This window comes from Streptomyces boetiae, assembly GCF_031845405.1.
GTDB lineage: Bacteria > Actinomycetota > Actinomycetes > Streptomycetales > Streptomycetaceae > Streptomyces > Streptomyces boetiae.
Map to the genome: position 1 here is coordinate 1 of NZ_JAVREN010000022.1, position 13,087 is coordinate 13,087.

The following is a 13,087-nucleotide window of genomic DNA, read 5'->3' on the forward strand; positions in this document are numbered from 1 at the left end:
CCCCCTCACCGGCGTTCCTCAACTCCCCCTCAACTTCCCGCCGTTCGGCCGAACCGTGTGGCAGGATGCACACACCCTCTTCCGCAGCGTGTTCCTCGCGGCGTGATCGCGGGGGCCAGGACCGCGCGGAACGCGAGGGGACAAGGGAGGACATCGGACGTCAGGGGGGAGGAAGCGGCGTGTCCACACCACCGGAACTGCCGCTGGGCATTCAGGGCATCGAGGCGCTCTTCGACGAGTGCCGCGCCCGCCCGGCGGAGCGGCGCGGCCGGGAGCTGCCGGTCATCGTGCTGCTGGGCCGTCGCGGCAGCGGCAAGACGGTCACCTTGCGGCGCCTGGGCTACCGCGCCGCGCGCCGGCCCCACGCGTTCTACGACTTCGCCTCCGCCCGGCCCCGCCGCCCGCACGAGGTCGCCGCCCGGCTGGCCATCGGCCTCTCGCACCGCTTCCCGCGCCAGCCCGCGCTGCGCTTCCCGCGCCTGGCGCTCGGCCTGCTCGTGGTGCGCACCGGCGTCGTCCTTGACACCGCCCAGCCCCGCGCCTCCCGCGCCGCGCTGCGCGACGCCCTGCGCCGCGCGATGGCCGGCCGCGACGGGGAGGACGCGCTGGGCCGCGCCGGGGCGGTGGTCGCCGCGCTCCAGGACCTCAACGTCCTGGCGTTCCCCGGCCTGAGCCTGCTCGTCGGCCTGGTGCAGCACGGCCTGCCCCGGCTGCCCGCCGAGGTGATGTGGCGCACCGGCCTGGACTGGTACGTCGGCGGGAACGGCTACCGCCGGCTGGACGCCCTGGTGGCCCTCAAGGAGCGCGCCCAGAGCGAGGCCCCCGACGACGCGCTGGCCGTGGACCGGACGCTGTGCGCGGCGTTCCTCGAAGACCTGATCGCCGACGCCGCGCGCCACCGCCGCGACCGCCGGTTCGTGGCCCTGCTGGACAACATGGACACCCACGACGGCCGCGGCTTCCTCGACGTCCTGGTGGCCGTCCGCGAGGAGAACGCGGCGCGCCGCGACGTCCGCGACCCGCTGCTGATCGTCACCACCGCCTCCGACGCGCGGCGCGTGCCCGGGCCGTTCGCCCCCGGCCCCACGGGGCTGAGCACCGCCGCCCCGGACCGCGCGAGCTACGCCGACTGGCACGGCCGCGCCCCGCGCCCGGCCCCCGACACCTCTTGGCGGTGGTACCCGGTGGAGCTGCGGGACCTGACGGCCAACGAGGTCGCCCAGCTCGGCGCGGGCCTGCCCGGGAGGGACGAGGTGACGCCGCTGGTGCACCGCCTCTCCTACGGGCACCCGTGGAGCGTGCGGCAGTTGCAGGCCGCCGCCGGGCGCCTGCCCGGCCCGGCGGCCGTGCTGGACGCCCCGGGCCCGGACGGCGCCGAGCCGCTGGCGCGCCGCGCCCTGCCCTACCTGCTGAGCGACCTCACCGCCGACCAGCGGGACGCGCTGATCGGCTGCGCCGCGCCCCGGGCGTTCGACACGGCCGTGGACAGCGGGCTGCTGGAGCGGTTCACCGCGCACACCCAGGACACGCTGCTCCAGGAGATCGGCGCGCGGCTGTGGCTGACGGCCCCCGAGCCCGAGGACGCGGGCACGCACGGCGGGCGCGGCAGCGGCTACCTGCTGCCCACCCGGCACCCCCACCCGCTGCCCGAGCGGGCCGTGCTGCACCCCTGGCTGCGGCTGCTGCTGCTCCAGCGGCTCGCGGAACGCCCCGCGGACTGGACGGCCGTGCACGCCGCGCTGCGCGAGTGGCACCTGGGCCGGGAGCGGCCCGTGGACGCCTACTACCACAGCCTGGCGCTGGAGGACCTGGAGCCGGTGGTGGCCCGGCTGCACGCCTCGCTGAGCGTGCTGCCGGACACCGCGGCGTGGCTGTACGAGCTGTACGCCATCACCGCGGCGCCGCTGCGGCGGCCCGTGGACCCGGAGACGGCCCCGGCGCGGCGCGCCCCGCTGCTGGCCGAGAGGCTGGCGCCGCGGGCGTACCGGGAGCACCGGGCGCTGGCGATCCTGGTGACCTCGCTGTGGCTGGCGGGGGACCCGCGCAACCGGCTGCCGGGCGGCGGCCACGAGCTGATCCACACCATCGGGGCGATGTTCCGGGAGCTGGGCGTCCACTCGGACGCGCGGGCGGCCGGCCTCATCCACGAGGCGGCCAAGTACGAGGCGCAGGCGTGAGGCGGGAGGCTGCGGCATGAGCACATCGGGGGGCTACGGCGGGCAGGACCCGGACCCGTCCTGGTGGCGGGGCTGGTCCGCCAGGGGCCTGGTCCTGGCCTGCGCGCTGGCCGTCACGGCCGGCGCCGTCTGGTGGGCGCAGCCGGAGGACACCGGCTGCGGGCCGGGCGTGGAGTGGGTCGGGGAGGGCGAGCACCGGGCCTGCGTCGGGGTCACCGACGCCGCCGGGGGCTTCTCCTTCGATCCCGAACTCGACCGCGTCACGGCCCGGATCGCCCAGGAGAACGACAGGGTGACCGACGCGGCGGGCGAGGACGGCGGGACGCCGTTCGTCAGCGTCGTCTACGCGATGCCGATGAGCCCTGCCTCGGGCGAGAGCATGGTCTCGGTCCGGCACGAGCTCGAAGGGGCCTACGCCGGCCTGATCGCCGCCAACCAGACCCGCGGGCAGGGCAATTCGCCGCAGATCCGGCTGCTGCTCGGCAACACGGGCGCCACGGACGAGCAGTGGCGCCACACCTCGGACCAGATCCTCGGCCAGGCCCGGGAGGAGAGGGTCGTGGCCGTGGCGGGCCTGGGCACCAGCCTCGCCCCCACCCTGGACATGGTGGAGGCGCTGACGGCGGCGGACATCCCCGTGTTCGGCGGGACCCTCACCGCCGACGACCTGGAGGAGCTGGACGGCCTGGTGCGCGCGGCCCCGCCGAACTCCGACGAGGCCGCCGCGGCCGTGCAGTTCCTGCGGACCGAGGAGCGCGCGGACGACCGCGTGCTGGTGGTGCAGGACCAGGACGAGGACGACCGCTACGCCGCCACGCTGGGCCGGGCGTTCCTCGACCTGCTGCCGCCCGGGCGGCTGGCGGACGACGAGCCGATGGTCTTCGACTCCTCGCAGGGCGACCCCTCCTCCTACTTCGCGCAGCAGATGGCGAACCTCTGCCTGGCCGAGCCGGACGTGGTCTACTTCGCCGGCCGCAGCACCGAGTTGCGCTCCTTCCTCGCCCCGCTCGCCCGCCGGTACTGCAACGACCGGCCGCTGACCGTCCTTTCGGGCGACGACGCCTCGCAGACCACCCAGCAGGAGGGCTTCGAGGAGATCGCCCAGGCCCTGGAGGACGGCAACATCGAGCTGGTCTACACGGGCCTGGCCCACCCCGGCGCCTGGGAGCAGAGCCCGGAGGCCTTCGACCGCCTGGCCCTGGCCCCCTTCCGGGCCGAGGACGGCCCCCTGACCGAACTGGACGACGGGCAGGCCATCATGGGGCACGACGCGGTCCTCATGGCCGTGCGCGCCATCCGCTCCACGGGCCGGGACCGCGACCTGTCCGCCGCCGACGTGCTGCGGATGCTGCCCTCCCTCAACGGGGCGAACGCCATCCCGGGCGCCAGCGGCTGGATCTCCCTGCGCAACAACGGCAGCCCGGAGAACAAGGCCATCCCGGTCATCAGCATCGAGCCCAACGGCAGGCTCGTCACCCTGATGGTCACCTCCGCCGGCGGCGAGCCCTACCTCCCGCCGACCCGCGGGGACTGAACGCGGCGGCCGGCCCCGGGCGTTACGGCCCGTCTCCCGCCCGTGCCGCACCCGCGTGCGAACATCACTCGTGCGGGTGAGGTGGCGGGGCCTGGCGATCAGGGGGGCGCGCGCCGGGGTAGGGCTGGGCCGTTCGGCCGACCGACGCTCGCCCCCGGGGAGACTTCGCCATGACGACAGCCGCCCAACAGCCGTTCACCCTCCCCCAGTTCTACATGCCGTACCCCGCGCGCCAGAACCCGCACGTGGAGCGGGCGCGCACGCACTCCCGGGAGTGGGCGCGCGCGATGGGCATGCTGGAGGGCTCCGGGATCTGGACCCAGCAGGACCTGGACGCCCACGACTACGCCCTGCTGTGCGCGTACACCCACCCCGACGCCTCCGCCGACGACCTCGACCTGGTCACCGACTGGTACGTGTGGGTCTTCTTCTTCGACGACCACTTCCTGGAGGTCTTCAAGCGCACCCAGGACCGCCCCGGCGGCAAGGCGTACCTGGACCGGCTGGCGGCGTTCATGCCGCTGACGGACGGCGAACCGACCCCCGAGCCGGTCAACCCCGTCGAGGCGGGCCTGGCCGACCTGTGGGCGCGCACCGTCCCGTCGATGTCCGCCGGCTGGCGGCGCCGCTTCGCCGAGGCGACCGAGCACCTGCTCAACGAGTCGCTGTGGGAGCTGTCCAACATCAACGCCGGCCGGGTCCCCAATCCCGTCGAGTACATCGAGATGCGCCGCAAGGTCGGCGGCGCGCCCTGGTCGGCCGGCCTGGTGGAGTTCGCCGCGCGCGCTGAGGTGCCGGACGCGGTGGCCGGCGCCCGGCCGCTGCGGGTGCTGCGCGACGCGTTCTCCGACGGCGTCCACCTGCGCAACGACCTCTTCTCCTACGAGCGGGAGATCGGCGAGGAGGGCGAGCTGAGCAACGGCGTGCTGGTGCTGGAGACCTTCTTCGGCTGCACCACGCAGGAGGCCGCCGAGGCCGTCAACGACCTCCTGACCGCCCGGCTCCAGCAGTTCGAGCACACGGCGCTGACCGAGGTCCCGCCGCTGTGCGCCGAGCACGCGCTCACCCCCGCGCAGTGCGCCGACGTCGCCGCCTACGTCAAGGGCCTCCAGGACTGGCAGTCCGGCGGCCACGAGTGGCACATGCGCTCCAGCCGCTACATGAACAAGGGCGCGCAGAACCTCCCCTGGCTCCCCGTCAGCACCACCACCCGCGCCGAGGTCGCCCGCGTGCGCCGCTTCACGCACGTACCGCACCAGCGCGTCGGGCCCGCGCGGATGGTCGACTTCGCGCTGACGTTCCCCCTGCGGCTGAGCCCGCACCTGGAGCACTCCCGGCGCGAAACGGCCGACTGGGCGCGGCGGATGGGCCTGCTCGCCCCCCAGCCCGGCGTCCCCGCCTCCGGCATCTGGGACGAGGAGAAGCTGGCCGACTACGACCTGCCGCTGTGCGCGGCGGGCCTGTACCCCGACGCCGAGCCCGAGGGCCTGGACCTCGCCTCCCAGTGGCTGGTCTGGGGCACGTGGGCCGACGACTACTACCCCGTGGCCTTCGGCCGCAGCCGCGACCTGGCCGGGGCCCGCGCGTGCAACGAGGCGCTGCTGGCGTACATGCCCATCGAGGACCCGGCCGCCTCACCCGAGCCGGTCACCGCGCTCCAGCGCAGCCTGGCCGACCTGTGGCGCCGCACCGCGACCCCCATGGACGTCCCCGCCCGGCTGCGCTTCCGCGACACCATCACGGTGATGACCGGCAGTTGGCTGTGGGAGCTGGCCAACATGGCGGAGAACCGCGTGCCCGAGCCCGTGGACTACCTGGAGATGCGGCGCCTGACCTTCGGCTCCGACCTCACGATGTGCCTGTGCCGCCTGGGCCACGGCCCGGGCATCCCCGAGGAGGTCTACCGCAGCGGCCCGATCCGCTCCCTGGAGAACGCCGCCGCCGACTACGCCTGCCTGCTCAACGACGTCTTCTCCTACCAGAAGGAGATCGAGTTCGAGGGCGAGGTGCACAACGGGGTCCTCGTCGTGCAGAACTTCTTCGACTGCGACTACCCCACGGGCCTGCGCATCACCGGCGACCTGCTGCGCTCGCGGCTGGCGGAGTTCCGCCACATCGCGGCCAGCCAGCTCCCCCTACTCTACGAGGACTTCGCCCTCGACCCCGCCCAGCGCGCCACCCTGGACGGCTACGTGCGCGAGCTGGAGAACTGGCTGGCCGGCATCCTCAACTGGCACCGCAACGTCCGCCGTTACCGCGAGTCCGACCTGCGCCGCCACGCCGGCAAGTCCTGGCTCTGGCCCCTCGGCACCCCCACCGGCCTCGGCACCTCCGCCGCCCGCATCCCCCTCCCCGCTCCTCGCCAGGCCCCCGCGTTGGGGGGCCTGCGCTGAACGGCCCTCCGGGCGCCCCGGTCACGACTCCCCGTGCCCGTCCGGCCGTTCGACCGGCAGCTCGGTGATGCCGAGGTCCAGGCGCATCCTCTGCCGCACCTCGTAGAGCAGGCGGGAGGACTCCTCCAGCCGCTCCCCTATGCCGTCCGGGGCCCCGGAGCCACCCTCCGGGGCCCCGGACGTCTCCCATGCGGCAAGCAGGCGGTGAATCCGGTTCAGCCGGTGCACCAGGTCGCCGCCGGCCACGAGCACGGCGTCCGTCGCGATCATCTGCGCCTGCGCGTACGCGTCCCGCAGGGCCCGCCGGTACTCCTCGCGCCCGGCCCCCGGGGCTTCCCCGGCGGCTGCGGAGGCGCGGTCCGCGCTCAGCGCCGCGTGGAACTGGCGCATGGCCTGGTTGAGCGCGATATAGGAGGTCCGCCGGGCCTCCAGGGAGGCCCGGCGCTCGGCATCCACTCTCTCCTCGCGGCTCTGCCGCGCCGCGTGCTCCAGCTCGACGGCCTTGGTGCGCAGCGCGCTGCGGTGGGCGAAGAGGCCGGAGGCGAGCGTGCCGGTGACGCCGACCACGGCAACGATGAGGGCGCTCAGCGAGGGATCCACGCGCTCAGTCTCCCGTGGCCGCCCACGTGACGACTGTCACGCGCTGAGCAGCCGGCCGCGGTGAGTACTCCGGAGCGCGAAGAGGCGGACGGGTTCGGTACCAGGGATTGAGCGTGGATGAGGGGCGTGTTAAACCTGTCGCGATTTCGACGCACGGCTTTACTCCGCGGAATGCCGGGTCATCGTCCACTCACCGTTGAGAGGTCACTTATGCTTACCGAACTCCTCGCCCACCTGGCCCTCGCCCTCGGCTGGCTGGTCTGAGACGACGCCTCCGGCACGCGGTGCCGGTGACGATCCGCGGCTGATCCGCGACAAGGCCGGTCTTCGCTTCCGCTTTTCGGGAGCGAAGGCCGGTCTTTGTCTTTTCCGGGGCCCGGCCGGGGAAATAGTGACGGAGGAATGGCGGACATGTGGAGGCGGTTGCCGGGGTGTGGAGGCCGCCCCGGCGCGGGGAATACTGGACGGTCCAGGTTGCGGAGGGAGTTGGGGCGTGGCCGGGTGGCGGGAGACCGACGCGGGGGTGCTGCGGCTGCCCTCGGGGCGGGCGGTGCGGGGGAGGGGGTTGCGGGAAGGGCTTCCGGCGGGGGGTGAGCCGGAGTTCGGGGTGTACCTGCTGGGGAAGGAGCCGCCGCCGGTCGCCTGGGAGGCGCGGTGGCTGCCCTGGCCCGACTTCCGGCTGCCGCGCGACCCGGCGCTGGCCCGTGCGCTGCTGGCCGAGGCGCTGGACCGGGCGGGCGGGGCCCGGGTGGAGGTCGCCTGCGGCGGCGGGCGCGGCAGGACGGGCACGGCCCTGGCCTGCCTCGCCGTCCTGGACGGCCTCCCGCCGCGCGAGGCCGTCCCCTTCGTCCGCCGCCACTACCACCCCAGGGCGGTGGAGACGCCCTGGCAGCGCCGCTTCGTGCTGCGCTTCGCCACGCTGCCTAGACTGGCCCGGTGAGCACGGCAACCACCCTGTGGATTCAAGTCGTTGGTGCCGCGGACGCCGACGCGGCCGAGGTGCACGAGCTGGCCTTGGGCCTGCGCCGCCTGCTGCTGGAGGAGACGGAGGCGCGGGACGTCGCCTTCGCCGAGGAGCCCGCGCCCGAGGGCTCCCGCTCCGGCACCGCGCTGGCGCTGGGCACCCTGGCCGTCGCCCTGGCACCGGCCGTGCTGCGCCCCGCGCTGCGCGTGCTGGAGACCTGGCTGGAAAACCGCCCCGACGGCGGAGTCACCGTCACCCTCGGCGACCGCTCGATCGAACTCGGCCACGCCCGCCGGGAGGAACGCGAGCGCCTGATCGCCGCGTTCCTCGAAGCCGCCGGCCCCGCCCCGGACCCCGACCCCGACCCCGACCCCGGGGACCCCGCCGCGACCGACTGACGCGCCCGCCAAGGCCGTTCAGCCCAGGCGCTGCCACGCGTCCCGCAGGCGCCGCGCGTCCCTGAGCCGCCGCTCGTACGTCGCGCCCGCCGCCAGCAGCACCGCCCCGGCCACCGCGGGTGCCGCCCAGCCCGGCAGGCCGCCGATCAACGAGACGGCGTACGGCCCGAGTTCGTGCCCGGCGACGTACACCAGCGCGCCGCCGCCCAGCGACATCGGCGCCTGGAGCCGGTACCGCGCGCCCACCAGCGTCACCGCCAGCGCCCCCGCGCCGACCGCCAGGGCCCGCGTTCCGCCCGGCTCGCCCTCCGGCAGCAGCGCGAGGCTGGGCAGCAGCCCGAGACACAGGCCGTGCGCGTACGCGTTCCAGGAGGACAGGGCCGGGCTCCGGCGCCGCGCGAGCCACCCGGCCACCAGCAGCGGCGGCACCAGCGGCAGCGTGTACGCCTCGGGCACCGTCACCCCCGAGGCCGCCATCCGCACCCACACCGCGAGTACGGAGAGCACCAAGGCCGCGGCCGTCAACTCCCGCCGCCGGTCCGCCCGCAGCGCCGCGACCACCGCCGCGCCCGCGCCGCACGCGCCCAGCGCCACCGAGAACGCCCCCGCGTCGCCCGCCGTCAGCGCCAGGCCCCAGGCCGCCGCCGCGTACCCGGCTCCCTCGGTCACCGGGTGGACGCGCGGCGCCAGTGCCACGGCCGCCGCCGCGACGGCCGCCAGCGCGAGCGCCGCCGTCTCCACCGGCGCGCCGAGTGCCGCCGGAACGGCCCGCGCCAGCCCGGCCGCGCAGACGACGGCCGCGCCCCCGGCCACCGCCCGCCGCGCCGGATCGCCCCCCGTCCGCCACGCGGCGGTGGCCGCGAACGCCACGCCCAGCGCCGCCAGCACCGCGACCGTGGCGCCCCGTTCGGCCAGCGCCCACCCGCCGGCGGCCCAGGCCGGGGCCAGCGCGAGCAGCACCGGCGCCGGCCCGGGCAGGGCGAGCAGCGCCACGGCCAGGACCACCAGCACCGCCAGCGCCACCGGGTACGGCGCCCCCAGCGCCAGCGGCGCGACCCCCACGGCCGCCGCGCCCAGCGCCAGCAGCCCCTCGCGGTGCGGCCGGAACGCCGCCGCCGAGCCCGCGCAGATCACCAGCACGGCCAGGGTGACCCAGCCCCCCGACCACGGCACGGACGGGGTCAGCGCCTCCCGGGCCGGACCCGCGGGCGCCCCCTCCCAGGCCCGCCGGGCCCAGGCCGCCGGGGCGAACACCGCCTGCGCCACCGCGGGCGCCGCCCACACCAGCCCCGCCGCGTGCACCACGGCCGCCGCCCCCGTCGCGCCCCGCCCGGCGGCCTCGCCCCACGGCGGCCGGGAGGCCAGCAGCACCGCCCCGGCCAGGACTGCCGCCGCGGCCAGCAGGTACACCGGCAGCAGCGCCTCCCCCTCCACCGGCGCGGACCCCCCGCCCGCCGCGATCAGCGCCGCCCCGGCCGTTGCCCCCAGCGCGGTCGCCCACCGAGGCCAGCGGCGCGCCGCGTACAGGGCCAGGCCCACGCCCAGCAGCAGCCGGGCCGAGGACGCGGGGCCGCCCGCGAAGGCCGAGAACAGCAGCGCGGGCGCCGCCACGGCCGCGGCGCAGCCCCCGGCCACCGGCGCCCACCGCCACCGGGTCCGCGCCACGGCCACGTCCCCCGCCGCCGTCAGCAGCAGCGCCCAGGACAGCCCCTCGCCGCCCCACCCGGCCGCCAAGGCACCGAGCGGCAGCGGGAGTTGGGCCATCACCAACGCGGCGGGCAGGGGCCCGCGCAGCGCCGGAAGCAGGCGGCCGTACCCCGCCCACCCGGCGGCGAGCACGGCCGTGGCCACGGCCGCGTAGGCCCGCCCGCCGCCCTCGGGCCGCAGCAGGTACGCGTCCACGTACGTCAGCGCCAGCCCGACCGCCGCCACGGCCTCGGCCGTCGCCCCCAGGTTCCGGCGCAGCAGCACGGCGGGCAGCGCGAGCGCGGCGGCGGTCACCAGCCCGAGCGCCAGCGTCGGCCCCCCGGCCACCAGCGCGAACGCCAGCGCGGCGAACGTCAGCAGCACGCCGCCGAGCACCAGCAGCACATTCCGCACGGCCACGGCCGACACGTCGGGCCCGGCGGGCCCGGGCTCCCGCGCGGCGGGTCCGGGGCCGGACGCCCCGGCTCCCGGCCCGTGAGCCTGCCGGGCGCCCCCGCCCGCCGGGGGCACCGGCGCGGACCGGGCCGCGGGCCCCGGTCCCCAGGCCGGCCGTTCACCCGCCCAGCCCGCCGCCCCGGGCCCGCGCGCCGCCGCGAGCAGCTCCCGCCGCCGCGCCGCGAGCCGGTGCAGCTCCGCGTCCACGTTCCACACCTCGGCCAGCACCGGCCCGGCCAGCGGCAGCGCGCAGTACGGACACCACAGCCGCGTGCGCTCCACCCCGCCCAGCCCCCGCAGACACGCGGGGCAATACCCGAACGCCAGTCTCTCCATGCCCCCGACCCTCCCGCCCCGCCCCGCCGCCGGACATCCGCCGGGATACTCAGCCGGGACCTGAGTACCCGGGACGGCGACCGGCTCGGCCCCCAAGCGCGCCACATGGACCAGGGGTGGTACATGTCCATGAAGCGCACCAACGTCTACGCCGACCCCGAGGACCTCGCCCTCATCAAGGAGGCGGCCCGACGCCGGGGCATCAGCGAGGCCGAGATCATCCGGCAGGGCATCCACCTGGCCGCCATGGCCAGCCAGGTCTGGGACGAGCCCCTGTTCTCCCGCACCTTCGAGGGCCCCGGCCGAACCCTCACGCGCGCGGAGGTGCGCGACGCGGTGGCCGACGCGGCGCGGGGCGAGGCGCGGGGAATCGCCGAGTGATCGTCGTGGTGGCCGACACCTCGGGCCTCCTCGCCGCCCTGGACTCGGCCCATCCCGAGCACGAGGCGGCCAACGAGTCGATCCTCGCCGCCGGCCTGCTGGTCATGTCGCCGCTGCTGCTCGCCGAGCTCGACCACGTGGCCACCCGCGAACTCGGCCGCCCGGCGGCCCTGAGCGCGATCGACGACATCAGGCGCTGGCTGCGCAGGGGCCGCGTCCTCGTCCCCGCGGTCACCGAGGACCACCTGGCCGCCGCCCAGGCCGTCCGGGCGCGCTGCGCGGACCTCGCCCTCGACCTCGCCGACGCGGTGAACGTCGCCCTGGCGGCCGACTACGACACCGACGCGGTCCTCCCCCTCGACCGCCGCGACTTCCGCACGATCCGCCCCCTCACCCGCCACAAAGCCTTCCGCCTCCTCCCCGACGACCTGCCCCTCACCCCTCGCTGACCGCGGCGCAGGTGAGCCCGGGCTGTTTCCTACTTCTCTGATGAACTGCCTCTCATGAGCGAGACGCCCTTCCGCATCGGAGAGGGCCCTGCGACCCGGGTCAGTCTCTCGTTGCCCGCGGGGACCGCGGAGGCCATTCGGCGGCGGGTGGGGAAGCGGGAGTTCTCCGCGTTCATCACCGAGGCGGTGGAGCGGGAGCTGCGCGGACGCATCCTCGACGAGTACCTGGCGGACTACGAGCGCCGGCGCGGCCCGGTCCCGGAGGCCGAGCAGGCCAAGGCCTGCCGCGTCTTCGACGAGGTCTTCGCGGAGGAGGGCGATTGGCCCGCCGCAAGCTGACCGCGGAGGGCACCCTGGTGCTCGAATGCGAGGGCCTGTCCCAGCTCCTGAACGACTCCGAGCCCGTCGTCGCGCTGGTGGCCGAGGGCCGCCGCCGTGGCATGGACGTGGTGATCAGCGCTCTCACGATCATCGAGGCCGCCCACCGCCGCACGCACCCGGCCCGCCTGGCCTGGCTGCTGTCCGGGCTGCGCGTCGAGCCGGTCGGCGACGAGCAGGCCCGCGCCGCCGCCGCGGTGCTCGCCGGCACGGGACTCCACGGCCACACGTACGCCATCGACGCCGCCGTCGCGGAGATGGCCCTGCGGCAGCAGAAGCCGGTCGTCCTGCTGACCTCGGACGCCGACGACATGACGAAGCTGTGCGGCGGCCAGGTCCGCATCGTCGCCGTCTGAGCGCGCCCCCGCACCGGTTCGTCCCGCATGTCACTCTCGTGAGCGGGGGTCCCCGGGGAATCATCGGGGGCATGGACGCGCACGCCGAGGACGCCGACAGACCGTTCGCCGCACCAGCGGAGGGGGCGCGGCTGCGGGCCGTGGCCTACCGGCTGCTGGGGTCGCCCGGGGAGGCCGAGGAGGCGCTGGGGGAGACCCGCGCGCGGCTGGCGCGCGCCGGGGGCGCGCGGCGGCCGGAGGAGATCCTGGCGCGGGTGTGCCTGGGGCTGCTGCGCTCGCGCGCCACCCGCCGCGAGGAGTTCTGGGACGAGGCCGGCGAGGAGCCGGAGGAGCCGGGCGAGGGCGCCGGGGACGGCTCGCTCGGCCAGGCCCTGCTCGTCGTGCTGGAGACCCTCGCCCCGGCCGAGCGGCTGGCGTTCGTGCTGCACGACATGTTCGCCGTCCCCTACGAGGAGATCGCGCCCGTCCTCGACCGCGGCCCCGACGCCGCCCGGCGCCTCGCCCGCCGCGCCCGGCTGCGGGTGCGCGGCACCGCCGCCGAGCCCGAGACCGACCCCGCGCGCGGCCGGGCCGTGGTCGCGGAGTTCCTGGACGCCTCCCGCGACGGCGACCTCGCCGCCCTGCTCGACCTCCTCGACCCCGACGTCGTCCTGCGCATCGACGCCGCCGCCGCGCTCTCCGGGGCCAGCCCGGCCCGGGGCGCGGAGGCCGTGGCGGACGCCTTCTCCGGCCGCGCCGCCGAGGCCGTTCCCGCGCTGGTCAACGGCGCCCCCGGCCTGGTCTGGGCCCCCGGCGGGCGGCTGCGCGTGGCGTTCGGCATCACCGTCACGGACGGACGCGTCACCGCCGTCGACCTGGTGGCCGACCCCGACCACCTCCAGGCGCTGGACATCGGCCCCTGGGCCGCCCCCCGCCCCGGCCGCCGCTGACGGAACGCGCCGCTGACAAAACAAACGTCCGGCCCTATCGTTCGTTCGAA

The 13,087-nt window shown here is 76.3% G+C and carries 12 protein-coding genes; 10 read left to right on the top strand and 2 right to left on the bottom strand.

The window, feature by feature from the left end; all coding sequences use genetic code 11:
• Nucleotides 1–179 precede the first annotated feature (179 nt).
• The 3 genes from RM780_RS15820 to RM780_RS15830 all read left to right on the top strand — a co-directional run bounded on the left by RM780_RS15820 (nt 180) and on the right by RM780_RS15830 (nt 6,104).
• Entirely contained in the window at nt 180–2,177 is a 1,998-nt protein-coding gene (locus tag RM780_RS15820; RefSeq protein WP_311631367.1) for a hypothetical protein, read from the top strand.
• Nucleotides 2,178–2,193: 16 nt separating this feature from the next.
• Entirely contained in the window at nt 2,194–3,711 is a 1,518-nt protein-coding gene (locus RM780_RS15825) for an ABC transporter substrate-binding protein (protein WP_311631368.1), read from the top strand.
• 170 nt (nt 3,712–3,881) lie between these two features.
• Entirely contained in the window at nt 3,882–6,104 is a 2,223-nt protein-coding gene (locus RM780_RS15830; protein ID WP_311631369.1) for a terpene synthase family protein, read from the top strand.
• 21 nt (nt 6,105–6,125) lie between these two features.
• On the opposite strand, the gene RM780_RS15835 is transcribed toward RM780_RS15830, so the two are convergent.
• Nucleotides 6,126–6,704: a hypothetical protein gene (locus RM780_RS15835; protein ID WP_311631370.1), complete on the bottom strand. Its 579-nt coding sequence runs from the start codon at nt 6,702–6,704 to the stop codon at nt 6,126–6,128.
• Nucleotides 6,705–7,197: 493 nt separating this feature from the next.
• On the opposite strand from RM780_RS15835, the gene RM780_RS15840 reads away from it, so the two are divergent.
• Together RM780_RS15840 and RM780_RS15845 are read left to right on the top strand one after the other, a co-directional pair.
• On the top strand, nt 7,198–7,644 hold the full coding sequence (locus RM780_RS15840; protein ID WP_311631371.1) for a protein-tyrosine phosphatase family protein: 447 nt from the start codon (nt 7,198–7,200) through the stop codon (nt 7,642–7,644).
• A complete protein-coding gene (locus tag RM780_RS15845; RefSeq protein ID WP_311631372.1) occupies nt 7,641–8,066 on the top strand; it encodes a hypothetical protein in 426 nt (141 codons plus the stop codon). Before RM780_RS15840 ends, RM780_RS15845 begins: the two co-directional genes overlap by 4 nt.
• Before the next feature lie 18 nt (nt 8,067–8,084).
• On the opposite strand, the gene RM780_RS15850 is transcribed toward RM780_RS15845, so the two are convergent.
• Entirely contained in the window at nt 8,085–10,544 is a 2,460-nt protein-coding gene (locus tag RM780_RS15850; protein WP_311631373.1) for an SCO7613 C-terminal domain-containing membrane protein, read from the bottom strand.
• Nucleotides 10,545–10,667: 123 nt separating this feature from the next.
• Here RM780_RS15850 and RM780_RS15855 point away from each other — a divergent pair, with 123 nt between their 5' ends.
• The 5 genes from RM780_RS15855 to RM780_RS15875 all read left to right on the top strand — a co-directional run bounded on the left by RM780_RS15855 (nt 10,668) and on the right by RM780_RS15875 (nt 13,037).
• The gene (locus RM780_RS15855) at nt 10,668–10,925 is read left to right on the top strand and encodes a ribbon-helix-helix domain-containing protein (RefSeq protein WP_311631374.1); all 258 of its coding nucleotides are present in this window, start codon (nt 10,668–10,670) and stop codon (nt 10,923–10,925) included.
• Entirely contained in the window at nt 10,922–11,374 is a 453-nt protein-coding gene (locus RM780_RS15860) for a PIN domain-containing protein (protein ID WP_311631375.1), read from the top strand. The genes RM780_RS15855 and RM780_RS15860 overlap by 4 nt, the downstream gene beginning before the upstream one ends.
• A gap of 54 nt (nt 11,375–11,428) precedes the next feature.
• The gene (locus tag RM780_RS15865) at nt 11,429–11,713 is read left to right on the top strand and encodes a hypothetical protein (protein ID WP_311631376.1); all 285 of its coding nucleotides are present in this window, start codon (nt 11,429–11,431) and stop codon (nt 11,711–11,713) included.
• Nucleotides 11,695–12,108: a DNA-binding protein gene (locus RM780_RS15870; RefSeq protein WP_311631377.1), complete on the top strand. Its 414-nt coding sequence runs from the start codon at nt 11,695–11,697 to the stop codon at nt 12,106–12,108. The genes RM780_RS15865 and RM780_RS15870 overlap by 19 nt, the downstream gene beginning before the upstream one ends.
• 71 nt (nt 12,109–12,179) lie before the next feature.
• Nucleotides 12,180–13,037 carry a sigma factor-like helix-turn-helix DNA-binding protein gene (locus RM780_RS15875; RefSeq protein ID WP_311631378.1) on the top strand — a complete coding sequence of 286 codons (858 nt, stop codon included), beginning with the start codon at nt 12,180–12,182 and terminating at the stop codon, nt 13,035–13,037.
• Nucleotides 13,038–13,087: the final 50 nt, after the last annotated feature.